18 protein-coding genes are annotated in these 15,492 nt (G+C 71.8%); 1 reads left to right on the forward strand and 17 read right to left on the reverse strand.

All coding sequences use genetic code 11. The features are described from left to right. Positions 1-9: 9 nt before the first annotated feature. The 7 genes from rlmN to rpsB all read right to left on the reverse strand — a co-directional run bounded on the left by rlmN (position 10) and on the right by rpsB (position 5,831). Positions 10-1,140 carry a 23S rRNA (adenine(2503)-C(2))-methyltransferase RlmN gene (gene rlmN / locus PD653B2_RS04435; protein WP_085871127.1) on the reverse strand — a complete coding sequence of 377 codons (1,131 nt, stop codon included), beginning with the start codon at positions 1,138-1,140 and terminating at the stop codon, positions 10-12. A gap of 55 nt (positions 1,141-1,195) precedes the next feature. Then, positions 1,196-1,543, reverse strand: a complete 348-nt coding sequence (locus tag PD653B2_RS04440; protein WP_085871128.1) for a hypothetical protein — start codon at positions 1,541-1,543, stop codon at positions 1,196-1,198. 58 nt (positions 1,544-1,601) lie between these two features. Then, positions 1,602-2,507: a phosphatidate cytidylyltransferase gene (locus tag PD653B2_RS04445; protein ID WP_085871129.1), complete on the reverse strand. Its 906-nt coding sequence runs from the start codon at positions 2,505-2,507 to the stop codon at positions 1,602-1,604. A 15-nt stretch (positions 2,508-2,522) separates the two neighbouring features. Then, complete coding sequence (gene frr, locus PD653B2_RS04450; RefSeq protein WP_207559333.1) at positions 2,523-3,077, reverse strand: ribosome recycling factor; 555 nt, start codon at positions 3,075-3,077, stop codon at positions 2,523-2,525. A 69-nt stretch (positions 3,078-3,146) separates the two neighbouring features. Continuing rightward, positions 3,147-3,860 carry a UMP kinase gene (pyrH, locus tag PD653B2_RS04455; protein WP_085871131.1) on the reverse strand — a complete coding sequence of 238 codons (714 nt, stop codon included), beginning with the start codon at positions 3,858-3,860 and terminating at the stop codon, positions 3,147-3,149. Between the two features lie 115 nt (positions 3,861-3,975). Continuing rightward, complete coding sequence (gene tsf / locus PD653B2_RS04460; RefSeq protein WP_085871132.1) at positions 3,976-4,788, reverse strand: translation elongation factor Ts; 813 nt, start codon at positions 4,786-4,788, stop codon at positions 3,976-3,978. A 50-nt stretch (positions 4,789-4,838) separates the two neighbouring features. After that, the gene (gene rpsB / locus PD653B2_RS04465) at positions 4,839-5,831 is read right to left on the reverse strand and encodes a 30S ribosomal protein S2 (RefSeq protein WP_085871133.1); all 993 of its coding nucleotides are present in this window, start codon (positions 5,829-5,831) and stop codon (positions 4,839-4,841) included. A gap of 391 nt (positions 5,832-6,222) precedes the next feature. Here rpsB and PD653B2_RS04470 point away from each other — a divergent pair, with 391 nt between their 5' ends. Continuing rightward, positions 6,223-6,804 (forward strand): M23 family metallopeptidase, encoded by a 582-nt coding sequence (locus PD653B2_RS04470; protein WP_207559330.1) that lies wholly within the window; start codon positions 6,223-6,225, stop codon positions 6,802-6,804. A 32-nt stretch (positions 6,805-6,836) separates the two neighbouring features. On the opposite strand, the gene PD653B2_RS04475 is transcribed toward PD653B2_RS04470, so the two are convergent. The 10 genes from PD653B2_RS04475 to rplS all read right to left on the reverse strand — a co-directional run bounded on the left by PD653B2_RS04475 (position 6,837) and on the right by rplS (position 15,414). Next, entirely contained in the window at positions 6,837-7,736 is a 900-nt protein-coding gene (locus tag PD653B2_RS04475; RefSeq protein WP_085871212.1) for a tyrosine recombinase XerC, read from the reverse strand. Between the two features lie 82 nt (positions 7,737-7,818). Beyond that, on the reverse strand, positions 7,819-8,955 hold the full coding sequence (gene dprA, locus PD653B2_RS04480; RefSeq protein ID WP_085871134.1) for a DNA-processing protein DprA: 1,137 nt from the start codon (positions 8,953-8,955) through the stop codon (positions 7,819-7,821). Continuing rightward, entirely contained in the window at positions 8,952-10,538 is a 1,587-nt protein-coding gene (locus PD653B2_RS04485; protein ID WP_085871135.1) for a YifB family Mg chelatase-like AAA ATPase, read from the reverse strand. The genes dprA and PD653B2_RS04485 overlap by 4 nt, the downstream gene beginning before the upstream one ends. Then, positions 10,538-10,912 (reverse strand): YraN family protein, encoded by a 375-nt coding sequence (locus PD653B2_RS04490; protein WP_085871213.1) that lies wholly within the window; start codon positions 10,910-10,912, stop codon positions 10,538-10,540. Before PD653B2_RS04490 ends, PD653B2_RS04485 begins: the two co-directional genes overlap by 1 nt. 115 nt (positions 10,913-11,027) lie before the next feature. After that, on the reverse strand, positions 11,028-12,605 hold the full coding sequence (locus PD653B2_RS04495) for a hypothetical protein (RefSeq protein ID WP_085871136.1): 1,578 nt from the start codon (positions 12,603-12,605) through the stop codon (positions 11,028-11,030). Beyond that, the gene (locus PD653B2_RS04500; RefSeq protein WP_085871137.1) at positions 12,606-13,076 is read right to left on the reverse strand and encodes a TadE/TadG family type IV pilus assembly protein; all 471 of its coding nucleotides are present in this window, start codon (positions 13,074-13,076) and stop codon (positions 12,606-12,608) included. A 65-nt stretch (positions 13,077-13,141) separates the two neighbouring features. After that, positions 13,142-13,450 carry a DUF2469 domain-containing protein gene (locus PD653B2_RS04505; RefSeq protein WP_085871138.1) on the reverse strand — a complete coding sequence of 103 codons (309 nt, stop codon included), beginning with the start codon at positions 13,448-13,450 and terminating at the stop codon, positions 13,142-13,144. Beyond that, a complete protein-coding gene (locus PD653B2_RS04510; RefSeq protein ID WP_085871139.1) occupies positions 13,447-14,142 on the reverse strand; it encodes a ribonuclease HII in 696 nt (231 codons plus the stop codon). Before PD653B2_RS04510 ends, PD653B2_RS04505 begins: the two co-directional genes overlap by 4 nt. A gap of 21 nt (positions 14,143-14,163) precedes the next feature. Next, complete coding sequence (gene lepB / locus PD653B2_RS04515; protein WP_085871140.1) at positions 14,164-14,958, reverse strand: signal peptidase I; 795 nt, start codon at positions 14,956-14,958, stop codon at positions 14,164-14,166. A 105-nt stretch (positions 14,959-15,063) separates the two neighbouring features. Beyond that, the gene (rplS, locus tag PD653B2_RS04520) at positions 15,064-15,414 is read right to left on the reverse strand and encodes a 50S ribosomal protein L19 (RefSeq protein WP_085871141.1); all 351 of its coding nucleotides are present in this window, start codon (positions 15,412-15,414) and stop codon (positions 15,064-15,066) included. Positions 15,415-15,492 lie beyond the last annotated feature (78 nt).

Here is a 15,492-nt window from a genome sequence, read left to right on the forward strand (position 1 = left end):
GCCGAGGTCCTAGACCTCGGTCGCCGCCAGCTGCCCGCAGGCGCCGTCGATCTCGCGGCCGCGGGTGTCGCGGACCGTCGTCGGGATGCCCTTGGCCTCGAGCCGGCGCACGAACTCGTGCTCATCGGCCGGGTCGGACGCCGTCCACTTCGACCCCGGCGTGGGGTTGAGCGGGATCAGGTTCACGTGCACCCAGCCCCAGTCGCCGCGCTCCTGGAGCACGTCGCCGAGCAGGTCGGCCCGCCAGGCCTGGTCGTTGATGCCGCGCATCATCGCGTACTCGATCGAGACCCGGCGCTTGGTGACGCGCGCGTAGTTCCAGGCGGCGTCGACGGTCTCGGCGACGGAGAAACGGGTGTTGATCGGCACCAGCTCGTTGCGCAGCTCGTCGTCGGGGGCGTGCAGCGACAGCGCGAGGGTCACCGGGATGCCCTCCTCGGTCAGCTGGTTGATCCGCGGCACCAGGCCGACGGTCGAGACGGTGATGCCCCGCGCGGACATCCCGAGGCCCTCGGGTGCCGGGTCGACCAGGCGTCGTACGGCGCCGATGACGGCCTTGTAGTTGGCCAGCGGCTCCCCCATGCCCATGAAGACCACGTTGGAGACGCGACCGGGCCCGCCGGGGACCTCGCCGCGCGCCATCGACCGGGCGCCCGCCACGACCTGCTCGACGATCTCGGCGGTCGACATGTTGCGCTGCAGGCCGCCCTGGCCGGTCGCGCAGAACGGGCAGGCCATGCCGCAGCCGGCCTGGCTCGAGACGCAGACGGTGGCGCGGTCGGGATAGCGCATCAGCACCGACTCGACCAGCGCGCCGTCGAAGAGCTTCCAGAGGGTCTTGCGCGTCGTACCGCGGTCGGCCTCCATGGTGCGCAGCGGCGTCATCAGGTCCGGCAGCAACGCGGCCACGAGCTCGTCGCGCTGCGCAGCCGGCAGGTCGGTCATCTCGGCCGGGTCGTCCACCAGGCGCGCGAAGTAGTGGTTCGAGAGCTGCTTGGCCCGGAAGCCCGGCAGCCCGAGCTCCTTGAGCCGCTCGACGCGCTCGTCGAGCGCGAGGTCGGCGAGGTGCGGCGGCGGCTTCTTGCGGCCGCGCGGCTCGTCGAAGACGAGGGGCAGGGAGGTGCGCTCTGAGTCGGACATGAGGTCTCGATCATCCCATCCGGGTGGTCGGCCGGGCGATTCGACGAGTCACGCCCTACGACTGGTAGGTGACCATGTACCAGAGCACGAGGGCGGCCACGCCTCCGACGACCAGCGCGGTGCTGACCATGCCGATCACCAGGTAGGTCCCGAACCGCCGCGTCCGCTTGGCGATGATCAACCCGATCGGCACCGCCAGGGTCACCAGCACGAGCGGGAACAGGTCCTCGGCGGTGTGGTACTCGAAGATCCAGTTCAGGATCGCCGCGAACAGCCCCGGCACCACGATCACGAACGCCAGCCCGGCGAAGAACCCGCTGAGCGAGGTGAACGTGGGGTGGTCGCGGTGCCACCAGTCGGGAGCCTTCTCCGTGGTGGTCGGGTTTTCCTGGTCGGCCGACATCACCTCGATGCTATGCGCAGATCGCCTGAGCTGCGCCTCGGCGTGCCGGGTGGCCGCGCTAGAAGACCAGGTAGTGCAGGATCAGCCAGGTCGGGGCGATGGTGGCGAGCAGGGAGTCGAGCCGGTCCATCAGGCCGCCGTGGCCCGGGATGACCTGGCTCATGTCCTTGATCCCGAGGTCGCGCTTGATGACCGACTCGCACAGGTCGCCCAGGGTGGCCATCACGACCGCGACCAGGCCGAGGACGAGACCGACCCACCAGTCGCCGTCGAGCAGGTGGACGACCAGCGCCCAGCCGGCGAGCAGGCAGAAGACGATCGAGCCGGCGAAGCCCTCCCACGACTTCTTCGGCGAGATCACCGGCGCCATCGGGTGCTTGCCGAACAGCACGCCGGCGACGTACCCGCCCGTGTCGGAGGCGACGGTGATTGCGATGAACGTGATGATGCCCTGCACACCCGGGTCGTCGAGGCCGTGGGCGTTGATGCCGCCCCCCTCGGCGAGGAGCAGGGCGACGAACGACCCGAGGAAGGGCACGTAGATCAGGGTGAACACCGACGCCGTCGCGTTCTGCACGTAGCCGTCGATGCCGCGCTTCAGCAGCCACAGCATGGTCGCGAGCGCCGAGACCGCCGTGGCGGTGACCAGCGCGGGTGTCCCCCAGAAGTACGCGACGACGACCATCACCACGCCGCCGAGCATCAGCGGCTGCTCGGGGAGCTCGATGTCCTTGGCCCGGAAGCCCTTGTGCAGCTCCCAGATCGCGACCGCCACGGCGACGGCGACGATCACCATGAACGCCGTCTTCCAGAAGAGCAGCGACAGGAGGATCGCGCCGACCAGCACGGCCGCGGAGGTGAGGGCGGCCGGCAGGTCGCGGCCGGCGCGGCCGTGGTCCTTCGTCGGCGGCCCGACGGAGGACCCGGCGGGAGGTGGAGTGGCCGGCGTGATGGCGTCGGTCATGTGTCGGCGAGCTGCTCAGACCTCGAGCAGCTCGGACTCCTTGTTCTTGAGCATCTCGTCGATGGCGTCCGTGTGCTTCTTGGTCATGCCGTCGAGCCTCTTCTCGGCGCCGGTGACGTCGTCCTTGCCGACCTCGCCGTCCTTCTCGAGCTTCTCCAGGCCCTGCTTGGCAGCACGACGCAGGTTGCGTACGGCGACCCGGCCGTCCTCGGCCTTGGCCTTGGCGATCTTGATGTACTCCTTGCGACGCTCCTCGGTCAGCTCCGGGAAGACGCAGCGGAGCATCTTGCCGTCGTTGGAGGGGTTCACGCCGAGGTCGGAGTCGCGGATCGCGCGCTCGATGTTGCCCATCGCGCCCACGTCGTACGGCTGGATCAGGATGATCCGGGCCTCCGGGGCGGTGAACGAGGCCAGCTGCTGGAGCGGGGTCGGCGAGCCGTAGTAGTCGACGACGATCTTGCTGAACATGCTCGGCTGGGCCCGGCCCGCCCGGATCGCCGCGAACTCCTCGCGCGTCGACTCGACCGACTTGTCCATCTTGCTGTCGGCCTCGTTGAGGATGTCGTTGATCACGGGTGCTCCTTCGATGTCCAAGCGGGGAACGTAGGGGTCCAGCGGGTGTCGCGCAGGCGTGCGGCGTCAGCCCGCGTGGACGAGCGTGCCAATCTTCTCACCCTGGACGACCCGCAGGATGTTGCCCTCCGGCTCCATGCCGAACACGACCATGGGCAGCTTGTTCTCGCCGCAGAGCGCGAACGCCGTCTGGTCCATGATCCGCAGGCCGCGCGACATCGCCTCGTCGTAGGTCAGCTCGTCGAACTTCGTCGCGGTCGGGTCGAGGTGCGGGTCGGCGGTGTAGACCCCGTCGACCCCGCTCTTGGCGACCAGGACGACGTCGCACTTGCTCTCGAGGGCGCGCTGGACGGCCACGGTGTCGGTGGAGAAGAACGGCATGCCCATGCCGGCGCCGAAGATCACGACGCGGCCCTTCTCCATGTGGCGGATCGCGCGGCGCGGGATGTACGGCTCGGCGACCTGCCCCATGGTGATGGCGGTCTGCACGCGCGTCTCCACGCCCATCTTCTCCAGGAAGTCCTGGAGCGCCAGGCAGTTCATCACGATGCCGAGCATGCCCATGTAGTCGGCACGGACCCGGTCCATGCCGCGCTGGTGGAGCTCGGCGCCGCGGAAGAAGTTGCCACCACCGGTCACGACCGCGATCTGGACGCCGGCCTGCGAGACCGCCGCGATCTCGCGGGCGACCGTCTGCACGACGTCGGGATCGACGCCCACCTTGCCACCGCCGAACACCTCGCCGGACAGCTTCAGCAGGACGCGCTTGTAACCGGTCACGGGCGGCTCCTTCGTACGACGGGCGGGGTCCGAACATGCGAGAAGGCCGGTCCGATGATCAGTTTTCCTGTCATCGAGCCGGCCTCCTCACGTGGTCTGCCTAGAACCTAGTCGATCAGGCTCCGACCTCGAAACGGGCGAACCGCTTCAGGGTGGTGCCGGCCTCGTCCAGGACGGCCTTGACGGTCTTCTTGTTCTCCGTGACCGACGGCTGCTCGAGCAGCACGACGTCCTTGAAGAACCCGTTGACGCGACCCTCGGTGATCTTGGCGATCGCCTGCTCGGGCTTGCCCTCCTCGCGAGAGGTCTTCTCGGCGATGTCGCGCTCGTGGGCGACGACGTCGGCGGGCACCTCCTCGCGGGTGAGGTACTGCGGGCGCATCGCGGCGATCTGCATCGCTGCGGCGCGCGCCGCGTCGGCGTCGCCGTCGTACGAGACGAGCACGCCGACGGCCGGCGGCAGGTCGGCCGCACGCTTGTGCATGTAGGCCACGACCGGACCGTCGAAGTGGACGTACTGGCCGAGCTCGATCTTCTCACCGATCGAGACCGCGAGTCCGTCGACGACCTGGCCGACGGTCTCGTCACCCAGGGAGAGCTCGCGCAGCGCGGCCACGTCGGCCGGCTTGGCCTCCGCAGCAGCGTCGGCGATCCGCTGGGCGGCGGCGATGAAGTCCTCGCCCTTGGCGACGAAGTCGGTCTCGCACTTGAGCTCGACGAGCACGCCGGGGGCGTGCGCCACGAGGCCGGCGGAGGCCTCGCGCTCGGCGCCGCGCTGGGCAGCCTTGGCGGCACCCTTGACGCGGAGGATCTCGATGGCCTGGTCGAAGTCGCCGTCGGCCTCGTCGAGCGCCTTCTTGCAGTCCATCATGCCGGCGCCGGTCTGCTCACGGAGCTTCTTGACGTCAGCGGCGGTGAAGTTAGCCATGTTCCTGCTTCCTGAAGTGTTCTGTGGTGCACGAGCCTCGGGGGCTCGGCTCAGGCCTTGGCCTCGGTCGCGTCCTCGGCGGGCGCCTCGGCGGCGGCCTCGGGAGCGGTTTCGGCGGGAGCCTCGGCAGCGGTCTCGGCGGGAGCCTCGGTGACCTCGGCGGCGGCCTCGGTCGCCTCGGCGGCCTCGGTGGACGCGCCGGTGGCGGCCTCGGCGGGCGCCTCGGTGGCGGTGTCGCCACCGGTCGCCTCGACGGCGGCCTTCTCGGCGTCGCCGCCCAGGAGCTCGCGCTCCCACTCGGCCAGGGGCTCCTCGGCACCGACGGCCTCGGTGCCCTCGCTCGCCTTGGCGCCGGAGCGGGCGATGAGGCCCTCGGCGACGGCGTCGGCGACGACGCGGGTCAGCAGGCCGACCGCGCGGATGGCGTCGTCGTTGCCCGGGATCGGGAAGTCGACGAGGTCGGGGTCGCAGTTGGAGTCCAGGATGCCGATGATCGGGATGCGCAGCTTGCGCGCCTCCTCGACGGCGAGGTGCTCCTTGTTGGTGTCGACGATCCAGACGGCGGACGGCGTACGCGTCATCTCGCGGATACCGCCGAGCGACTTGTTCAGCTTGTCGCGCTCGCGGCGCATCTGGAGCAGCTCCTTCTTCGTGCGGCTGCTGCCGGCCACGTCGTCGAAGTCGATCTCGTCGAGCTCCTTGAGACGGTTGATCCGCTGGTGCACCGTCTGGAAGTTGGTGAGCATGCCACCGAGCCAGCGCTGGTTGACGTAGGGCATCCCGACGCGGGTCGCCTGCTCGGCGATCGCCTCCTGGGCCTGCTTCTTCGTCCCGACGAACATGATCGTGCCGCCCTTGGCGACGGTCTCCTTGACGAAGGCGTACGACCGGTCGATGTAGGCCAGCGACTGCTGCAGGTCGATGATGTAGATGCCGTTGCGCTCGGTCATGATGAAGCGCTTCATCTTCGGGTTCCAGCGACGGGTCTGGTGTCCGAAGTGCACGCCGCTCTCGAGCAGCTGGCGCATGGTGACGACTGCCATGTGGTTCTCCTGTTGTGTCGAGCACACCCCGTTGCCGCCCGTCCTTGAACCAGGACGGACCGGAGCGAGCTCTGGTTGTTTTCAGTTCTTGCAACCGGCGGGAGCCGGCTGCCCTGACGCCTGCGCGCGACCCGATCGGCTGGCTGGATCGAACGTCGGCCAGTCGAACTGAGGGTCCGCGCCCACGGGTGGTCGGGTCCCCGGAGAGGGGCCCGTCGCGGTCTGCAGGCGTGCGAAGTCAATCCGCAAGGATTGCTCCGACCAGAGTAGTCGCATCCGCCGGTCCGGGCCAATTGGCCGGCACGCCTCCACAGGGGCGTCTCCGACAGCGTCGTCCCCAGGCTCTCGCGCCGCGGTCGCGCCGAGAGCACCGCCCCGACAGGGTCGGGCCATGACCACCCGCCTCACGCTCCTCCTGGCCGTCCTCGTCGCCCTCTGTTGGCCGTCGGTCGCCCGGGCCGCGGACACCGACCCCGTCGGCGGGTGGCCGCTCCGGCCGGAGCCCGCGGTGGTGGCCGGCTTCGACCCGCCGGACTCGCCCTGGGGCTCGGGGCACCGCGGCGTGGACCTGCTCGGGACCGCCGGGCAGGTCGTGCGCGCGGCGCTGCCCGGGCGGGTGAGCTTCGCCGGCGTGCTGGCCGGTCGTGGCGTGGTCGTCGTCGACCACGGCGACACCCGGACGACGTACGAGCCGGTCGACGCGACCGTCTCGCTCGGCGACCCGGTCGCGGCCGGCGACCCGATCGGGAGGCTCGCCCTGGGCGGGTCGCACTGCCTGCCCCGAGCCTGCCTGCACTGGGGCTGGATCGAGGGCGCGGACACCTACCTCGACCCGCTGCGCCTGGTCGGGGCCGGTCCGGTGCGGTTGCTGCCGCTGTGGCGGGACGAGCCAGTGAGTCGGGTGGTGCCGATGCCGTACGTCGCCTGGCGGTCGCCGCTGCAGCTGTTCCTGCTGAGGTGGTCACCGCCCTGAGGCACCTCACCGGATCCGCTGGCGCGTCTCCGCTATGCCCTCGGATGCGCCTGCTGGTAGGCCCGGCGCAGCCGGTCGGTGGTGACGTGTGTGTAGAGCTGCGTGGTCGCCAGCGAGGCGTGGCCGAGCAGCTCCTGGACCGAGCGCAGGTCGGCGCCGCCCTCGAGGAGGTGGGTGGCGGCGGTGTGGCGCAGACCGTGCGGCCCGATGTCGGGCGCCCCCGGCACGTCCGTCATCCGCCGGTGCACCATGGTCCGCACTGCGCGCTGGTCGATCCGCCCGCCCCGGGCGCCAAGGAAGACCGCCGGCCCGCTGCCGTCGACGGCGAGCTGCGGGCGGCCGTGCTTGAGCCAGAAGTCGAGGGCGCGCGCAGCCGGGCGGCCGAAGGGCACCGACCGCTCCTTGCGTCCCTTGCCGAAGACCCGCACGACGTTGCGCTCGCGGTCGATGTCGTCGAGGTCGAGCCCGACCAGCTCGCCCACCCGGATCCCGGTGGCGTAGAGCAGCTCGAGCATCGCCACGTCGCGCAGCCCGACCGGGCTGCCGTCGTCGGCGCGCTCGGCGGCGCCCCGGATCAGGTCGCTCGCCTCGTCGGCACGCAGGACGGGGGGCAGCGACTTGTGCGCCTTCGGCGAGCCGAGGCTCGCGCCGGCGTCGATCGGCGCCCGGCCGGTGCGCGACAGCCAGGCCGTGAACACCCGCGCCGCGGTCGCGCGGCGGGCGATGGTGGTGCGGGACTTGCCGAGCGTCTGCTGCTTGGCCAGCCAGCTGCGCAGGGTGCGCAGGTCGAGCTCGGTCACGTCGGTCATCCCGAGACGAGAAGCGTGGTCGAGCAGCCCGCCGACGTCGCCCAGGTAGGCGCGCACGGTGTGAGCCGCCAGGTCGCGCTCGGCCGTGAGGTGCCGCTCGTAGTCGCCGAGCACCCGGGCCATCGGCTCCGGCAGCTCGGCGCTCTCGGCCGCACCTCGGGCCTCCTGCTCGCTCACCTGTCGAGTCTAGGAACCCCGGCACCCGTCACGTGTGAGCGCGCGCGGCGAGCCGCCACCCGGCCTCGTCCAGCTCGACCAGCCCCCGCTCCTCGAGCTTGACCAGCGCGGAGCCGACCTCGACCAGCCCCAGGCCGGCGGCACGGGCGATCGAGTCGGCGCGCGCCCCGTGGGCGACCGGGACCGCGTCGAGCACCTGGCGCTGCCGCGGCGTCAGCCGGTCTCGGGGAAGCTCCCGGCCCCGGGGCACCTCGAGCAGGTGCTCGCCGGCCGCGCCCACGGCTTCGAGGACCTCGGCCCCGGAGGTGACCAGGGTGGCCGCGCCGGTCCGGATCAGCTGGTGCACTCCCTGGGACGACGCACTGGTGACCGGTCCGGGCACCCCGAGGAGCACGCGGTTGAGCCGGGACGCCCAGTTGGCGGTGTTGAGCGCGCCGCTGCGCACCGCCGCCTCGACCACGACCGTGCCGACCGTCAGGGCGGCGATCAGCCGGTTGCGGGACAGGAACCGGATCCGGGTGGGCGCGCCCCCGGGCGCGGTCTCGGAGACCACGGCCCCCTCGGCCGCGATGTGGTCGAGGAGCTGGCGGTGCGCGGTCGGGTAGACCCGGTCGGCTCCGCAGGCGAGCACGGCGACGGTCGGGCCGTCCGCGGCGATCGCTCCGCGGTGGGCGGCCTGGTCGATGCCGAACGCGGCGCCGGACACGATGCACCGGTCGGTGCGTCCCACGACCGCGGCGATCTCGGCGGCGACGTCGGCGCCGTACGTCGTGGCGGAGCGCGAGCCGACGACGGCGACTGCCGTGTCGAGCCGGTCGAGCCGCAGCGGCCCGCGCACCCAGAGCCCGATCGGCGGGCCGCCGCGCTCCTGGATCGGCGCCACGGACGTGAGGTCGTCGAGCCGGGTCGGCCACTCGGTGTCGGACGGGGTCACGAAGCGGACGCCCTGGCGGGCCGCATCGGTCAGCACTCGCTCGGGGTCGGCTGCGGCCAGCCGGGCCGCGAGGTCGGTGTGGAGACCGGCGACGTTGCTCTCCTCCAGCAGCTGCCGGTAGAGGACCGTGGCTCCCATCTCGTCTGCCAGCACGGCCAGCCGCGGGTCGCCCGGCTCCGAGATCGCGGACAGCGCGGCCCGGGCCAGCCGGTCGGCCGACTCGGCGCTCATCCGGCGCGCTCCAGCATCGAGAGCAGCAGCGGTTCGCCGGTGCGCAGCCGCAGCGCGGTGTCGACCTCGGGGAGACCGGGACCGTCGAGACCTCGCAGGTCGGCGACCGTCCAGGCGAGCCGGTGGACACGGGTGGCGCCGCGCCGGCTGAGCTTCCCGTCGTACAGCTGAGCGTCGACGGCCTGCTGGCCGGCCTTGGTGAGCGGCCAGCGCTCGCGCAGCACCGGGCCCGGCGCCTGGCCGTTGAGGCGCCAGCTGGCCTCGGCGTACCGCTCGGCCTGTCGGGCACGGGCGGCTTCCACGCGCCGCCGCACCGCCGCGGAGGACTCGGCCGGCGCGAGGTCGGCGGCACCGTCGAGCCTCCGGAGCGGCGGCAGGTGCCGCACGATGTCGACCCGGTCGGCGACCGGACCGGTGACCTTGTTGCGGTAGTCGCGACGCTGGACCTCGCGGCAGCTGCACCGGTTCTGGCGCACGTCGTTGCTGTAGTCGCCGCAAGGGCACGGGTTTGCCGCGAGCACCACCATGCCCCGGGCCGGCAGGGTGACCGACTCGTCACGCCGGGCGATCGTGACGTCGCCGTTCTCGAGCGGCTGACGGAGGGCCTCGATCACGTCCGAGCGGAACAGCGGGAACTCGTCGAGGAACAGCACGCCGGTGTGCGCCTTGCTGACCTCGCCCGGCCGCACGACCCCGAGCCCGCCGCCGATCAGGCTCGCCTTGCTGGCGTCGTGGTGCGGCGCCGAGAACGGCGGCCGGGTCGGGAACCCGACGTCCGGGTCGAGGGTGCCCGCGAGCGACTGGATCGCGCTGAGCTCGAGCGACTCGTCCCGCCTCAGGTCCGGCAGGATGCCCGGCATCCGCTCGACGAGGCTGGTCTTGCCACACCCCTTCGGCCCGGAGAGCAGCAGGTGGTGGCCGCCGGCGGCCGCGACCTCGACGGCGAACCGCGCGTCGGCGATGCCGAGCAGGTCACCGAGGTCGAGCTCCTCGAGACGCTCCTTGCCCCGCCAGGCGAGCAGCCGGGCACCGGACGCCGGCGCGACCGGCGGCGCGTCCGGGACCTCCTCGTCACGCAGGATCGCCACCACCTGGCCCAGGGAGCGGACCCCGATCACGCTCATGTCGGGGACCATCGCGGCCTCGGCCGCCTGCGGCTCCGGCACGAACACCGCCCGGATCCCCCGCTCGGCCGCGGCCAGCACCATCGGCAGCACCCCCGTGACCGAGCGCAGGTTGCCGTCGAGCGTGAGCTCGCCGACGAACGCCGTGCCCGCGAGCGACGCGCCAGGGACGGTGCCGGCCGCCGCCAGCACCGAGACCGCGACGGCGAGGTCGAAGTGGGTGCCGGTCTTCATCAGGTCTGCCGGCGACAGCAGGATCGTGATCCGCCGGGTGGCCGGCCAGTCGAGGCCGCTGTTGATGATCGCCATCCGGCAGCGGTCGCGCGCCTCGTTGATCGTGGTGTCGGCACGGCCGACGAGCGTGACGCCGACCTGGCCCGGCGAGACGTCGGTCTGCACGTCGATGAGGTGCCCGACGGCGCCGTGCAGCGAGACGGTGTGGGCGGTCGCGAAGGGCATCAGCCGATCCCCCGCACGTGGTCGAGGATCGACGCGCCGCGACGCGGTCGGACGATGCCGACCAGGTCGATCCGGACGTCGCGGACCGCGACTCCCCGGTCCTCCAGCCAGCGCGTCGCCAGCCGGCGCAGCCGGGCCACCTTGATGTCGGTGACCGCCTCGTGGGGCGTGCCGTAGCGGACGCTGCTGCGGGTCTTCACCTCGCAGACGACCAGCACGTCACCGTCGCGCAGCACCAGGTCGATCTCGCCGGCCTCGCACCGCCAGTTGCGGTCGAGCAGGACCATCCCCTGCTCGACCAGGTGTCGCGCGGCCAGGGTCTCGCCGTACGCACCGAGCGCCTGCTTGATCGCGGCTGTTGTCGAACTCGTCATGTCCTCGACCTCCTGGCCCGCCAGCGTTCCCGGCGGCACGGACGTCGGGCAGGGCGCGGACGACGGCGTGTGGAGAGACGTGCGGGACGCCGGCCTGTGGACGAGTGGTGGGCCGTCAGCCCCGCAGGGCGACGCCGGCGCAGCTCGGCGTCGGCAGCGCGAAGACGTCCGCGCCGGAGGCATGGAGGCCGAGGTCGGCGCTCAGCACGGACAGCAGCCCGTCGTTGACCGAGGTGGTGAGGCTGCCGAGCACCGTGGCCACCGCGGCCTTGGTCGCGTGCGACAACATGCCCGGGCCGCTGACGTCGCTGGCCGAGAGAGCGGGCAGGGCGACGGCGTTCGAGTGCGCGGCGTACGCCGTGTCGAAGGCCCGCGGCGGCACGTCGATCACCACGTCCTGGGTGGTCGACGTCCCGGAGCCGTGGAGCGTGACCGGGTCGAGGGCCACGGTCATCGGAGGTCCGGCGAGGGCCGTGGTCGCGAGGCTTGCCGTCACGCCGGCGTCGACCGAGGCCGGCGACGACGGGGTCGCCACCTGCACCGTGATGCTCGCCGGACTCGTCGCGGTGCCGTCGCCGCAGACCGTCGAGGTCATCGTGCCGGTCGCGTCCGCGAGCGAGAGCCGGACCGTCACCGTGGAGGTCATCGACGCCGACGCGACGTCGGGGAGGGTCAGCGCCGCGGTGTTCGTGCCCGTCAGCACCGCCGTGACCTGGGAGGTCCGGGCGACGGTCTCGGCGGCGCGTCCGCAGGCGATCTGCGGCCGCTCGACGACCTGGAGGTCGAGCGAGGCGCCGGTCAGGCCCGGCACCTCCGTCGTCAGCGGGAGCGTCACGAAGTTGCCCCCGGTCGCCACGTGCGCGGCCGCGACCACCAGGTCGAGCACGTTGACGGTGGACAGGAGTGCGGCGTCGTCCCCGGACTTCATGGCGACGATCCGGTCGATCGTCAGCGAGGGGTTCACGCCGACGGCCGCCTGGACGCTCTGGAGCAGCGTCGCCGCGGCGGTGTCGCCGTTGCGCTGCAGGACGTGGGCGATCGCGACGTAGAGCTCCTTGACCGTGAGTCCGGTGGCGAGCAGCTCGTCGACGGTGCCTGCGTCGAGCTCGGAGGCGAGGTCGGCGAGGCGGACGTCCACGGCGGCGAGCCCGGAGTAGCCGCCGACGGTGCCGCTGAGGCCGAGTGCCTTGCCCAGGTAGGTCGTCAGGAGGGTGGAGTCCCCCGACGAGGCCCGCGCGGAGTACGACCCCAGCGCGAAGCACGCGACCGGCGACGCCGCGGCGACCGCCGTACGCCCCGCTCCCCCGCTGCCGGGCCGGAACGAGAAGTCGACGCTGGTCGTGGCGGTCACCCGCACCGCGTCGGGCACGGTCGCCCCGCCGGCCGGCACGAACGTCGCGCCGTCGAGGGTGCCGAGCTCCGGCTCGACCGAGGCCGCGTCGCCGGCCGTGTCGGCGTTGCGGGCCAGGCTGCGGTCCGCAGCCGCCTGGAGGCCGGGCAGGATCGCGGACGCCGCACGGCCGTCCAGCTCGCGGGCCAGGTCGAGCGCCACCACGTCGGCCAGTGCCTGCATGTCGGCGCGGGCGACCCGCTGGACGCCGATGTCGACGGTCAGCGCGGTGACGCCGAGCAGGGTGGTCAGCAGGATCGCGACCAGGGGTACGACGGCCCCGCGCTCGTCCCGGCGGGGCACTCAGCTCACCCGCGCGACGGCGGTGTAGTCGAGGTGGTCGGGCAACGGCACCAGCGGGAAGCCGGGCACCAGCGGGTGGTCGTCGTAGAGGTAGTCGACCGTGAGGCTGGCGCACTGCGCGCCGCCGTCGTTCGCGCACGCCGCGATCGTCACCGCACAGGTCCCGACGCTGGTGCCGCCGCGCAGCAGGACACCGCTGGCGTCGCAGGTCACGCCGTACGTGTCCAGGCTGTCGTTCAGCGCGTCCCGCGCCGCAGCGAGCCGGTCGGCGTCGTCGCCGGCCGGCGAGACGGCGGCCGCCCGAGCCCCCTCGGCGGCGCCCTGGCTGACCCCCTGGCGGAAGCTGAGCATGAACCCGTAGCTGATGATGCCGAAAACGAGCAGCAGCAGGAACGGCACGACGAGGGCGAACTCGACGGCCGCGGCACCGCGCTCCCCCCTGCGCGCGGGCCGGGCCACCCCACCACTCATGACGAAGTCCTACCCCCGAGACGACGTGCCGTCCCGCTGGTCTGGTCCAGAAGGTCGACCGGGAGTCAGACCTTCGGAGGGTCGATCTCGGCCGGGCTGAGCTCCTCGACGTTGACGTCCTTGAACGTCAGCACCTTGACGTTCTTCGCGAACCTCGCCGGGCGGTACATGTCCCACACCCAGGCGTCGCTCATCGAGACCTCGAAGAACACGTCGCCCGCCTCGGTGCGCGCCTTCACGTCGACCTGGTTGCACAGGTAGAACCGGCGGTCGGTCTCGACGACGTACTTGAAGATGCCGACGACGTCGCGGTACTCGCGGTAGAGCGTCAGCTCCATCTCGGTCTCGTACTTCTCGAGGTCCTCGGCGCTCACGGCACCGACTCTATCTCCGCAGCCTCGGGGGCCAGGGGCTCCAGCCCCGCGGCACGCCGTACGTTCACGAACCGCATCCGGTGGACCGGCGACGGTCCGTGCTCGGTGAGCGCGGCGGTGTGGACGTCGGTGATGTAGCCCTTGTGGGTCTTGAAGTCGTACGCCGGCCACTCGCGGTCGAGCTCGGTCATCATCCGGTCGCGGGTGACCTTGGCCAGCACCGACGCCGCGGCGATGCACGCGGCGACCCGGTCGCCCTTCCAGACGGCCAGGCCGGGCACACCCAGGCCGTCGACGGGGAAGCCGTCGGTGAGGACGTACGACGGCGCGAGGTCGAGCAGCGCGACCGCCCGACGCAGCGCCTCGACGTTGGCGACGTGCATGCCGAGCCGGTCGCACTCCTCGTGGGAGATCGACACCACCGACCACGCCAGTGCCCGCTGCACGACCTGCTCGTAGCAGCGTTCGCGCGCCTTCTCGGTGAGCAGCTTGGAGTCGGCGAGGCCCGGGACGATGCCGGCCCGGCCCGCGGGCAGGATCGCCGCACCCGCGACCAGCGGACCGGCGCAGGCGCCCCGGCCGGCCTCGTCGACACCGGCGATCAGGTCGATGCCCTCGCGGCGCAGCGCGCGCTCGTAGCCGTAGAGGCCGGCGTCGCGGCGCACCGTCGATCCACGCGGAAGGGCACTCACAGCGTCGACACTAGTTCGTGCCTAGGACGCGCCGGGCACGTCCGCGAAGGTGTCCGGGCGGTGCACGAACGTGAAGTGGTCGCTGGGCCACAGCAGCACGAAGACCTTGCCGACGACGTCGTCGACGTCGACGTACGGGTTCTTGGTGCAGTCCTTGTCGGTCTTCAGGCACATGTGCACCGTGGAGTCGGCGGAGTTGTTGCGGTTGTCGCCCATCACGAAGATGTGCCCGTCGGGCACCGGGCCGACCTGCCAGTTGCAGTTCGCGACCATCGGGCCGTAGCACTCGGCGCCGCCGAGGCGTGCGTAGTCCTTCTCGTCGAGCGGCTGGCCGTTCACGGAGATCCGGCCCTGGCTGTCGCAGCACTTGACAGTGTCGCCGGCGACGCCGATCACGCGCTTCACGAGGTGCCCGCCCGACGGGTAGAGGCCGATCTTGGAGAGGACCTGCGCGACGCCGTTGGTCGGGCCGGCCGACTCCTCGGCGCTCAGCCAGCCGCCGGGGTCCTTGAACACCACGACGTCGCCGCGCTCGGGGCTGCCGCCGAACCAGTACGACATCTTCTGCACCAGGATCCGGTCGTTCTTGACCAGCCCGGGCTCCATCGACTGCGACGGGATGTAGAAGGCCTGGACGAACAGCGCCTTGATCACGATCGCCAGCACCAGGGCGATGCCCAGCAGCAGGGCGGTCTCCTGCCAGATCGGCAGGTGCTTCTTCTTCGGTCCGTCCACCGTGGTCTCGGCGTGCGAAGACCGCGACACCGGCCCGTCGGGTTCAGCGACGACGGTCGGGTCGCGGTCTTCGGAAGTCATGCGGGGTCCCCGGGGAAACGCGGGTTGGAGGAGCGAAGCGGGGGAATCCCGCGGTTTCCTGGGGTGCTCACGCGCAGAGAGTAACGACGATGCCTGAGAAAACCCTCAGGCCTCGCGGCGCTCCTTGATCTTCGCGGCCTTGCCGCGGAGGTTGCGCAGGTAGTAGAGCTTGGCGCGGCGGACGTCACCGCGGGTCACGACCTCGATCTGCTCGAAGATCGGGGAGTGCAGCGGGAAGGTGCGCTCGACACCGACGCCGAAGGAGACCTTGCGGACGGTGAAGCTGCGGCCGATGCCGGAGCCCTGCACGCGGATGACCACGCCCTGGAAGATCTGGACACGGGAGCGGCTGCCCTCGACGACCTTCACGTGGACCTTGATGGTGTCGCCGGCGCGGAAGGCCGGGACGTCGTCGCGCTTGAGCGCGGTGCCGAGATCGGCGATGACGTTGCTCATGATGTTCTCCTCGCGAGTGCCACAGGTCAGGCGCGGTACGGGGATCTTTCAGATGGAGGCCCAGCAGGTGCTGGCCGG

The organism is Nocardioides sp. PD653-B2 (genome assembly GCF_002117935.1).
In the GTDB taxonomy this organism is placed as follows: Bacteria; Actinomycetota; Actinomycetes; order Propionibacteriales; family Nocardioidaceae; genus Nocardioides.

Excerpts from the sequence above, each read along its gene's own strand:
- rlmN (WP_085871127.1), bottom strand. The coding sequence starts at position 1,140 with ATGTCCGACTCAGAGCGCACCTCCCTGCCCCTCGTCTTCGACGAGCCG.
- PD653B2_RS04440 (WP_085871128.1), bottom strand. The coding sequence starts at position 1,543 with ATGTCGGCCGACCAGGAAAACCCGACCACCACGGAGAAGGCTCCCGAC.
- PD653B2_RS04445 (WP_085871129.1), bottom strand. The coding sequence starts at position 2,507 with ATGACCGACGCCATCACGCCGGCCACTCCACCTCCCGCCGGGTCCTCC.
- tsf (WP_085871132.1), bottom strand. The coding sequence starts at position 4,788 with ATGGCTAACTTCACCGCCGCTGACGTCAAGAAGCTCCGTGAGCAGACC.
- rpsB (WP_085871133.1), bottom strand. The coding sequence starts at position 5,831 with ATGGCAGTCGTCACCATGCGCCAGCTGCTCGAGAGCGGCGTGCACTTC.
- PD653B2_RS04470 (WP_207559330.1), top strand. The coding sequence starts at position 6,223 with ATGACCACCCGCCTCACGCTCCTCCTGGCCGTCCTCGTCGCCCTCTGT.
- PD653B2_RS04475 (WP_085871212.1), bottom strand. The coding sequence starts at position 7,736 with ATGGCCCGGGTGCTCGGCGACTACGAGCGGCACCTCACGGCCGAGCGC.
- dprA (WP_085871134.1), bottom strand. The coding sequence starts at position 8,955 with ATGAGCGCCGAGTCGGCCGACCGGCTGGCCCGGGCCGCGCTGTCCGCG.
- PD653B2_RS04485 (WP_085871135.1), bottom strand. The coding sequence starts at position 10,538 with ATGCCCTTCGCGACCGCCCACACCGTCTCGCTGCACGGCGCCGTCGGG.
- PD653B2_RS04490 (WP_085871213.1), bottom strand. The coding sequence starts at position 10,912 with ATGACGAGTTCGACAACAGCCGCGATCAAGCAGGCGCTCGGTGCGTAC.
- PD653B2_RS04500 (WP_085871137.1), bottom strand. The coding sequence starts at position 13,076 with ATGAGTGGTGGGGTGGCCCGGCCCGCGCGCAGGGGGGAGCGCGGTGCC.
- lepB (WP_085871140.1), bottom strand. The coding sequence starts at position 14,958 with ATGACTTCCGAAGACCGCGACCCGACCGTCGTCGCTGAACCCGACGGG.
- rplS (WP_085871141.1), bottom strand. The coding sequence starts at position 15,414 with ATGAGCAACGTCATCGCCGATCTCGGCACCGCGCTCAAGCGCGACGAC.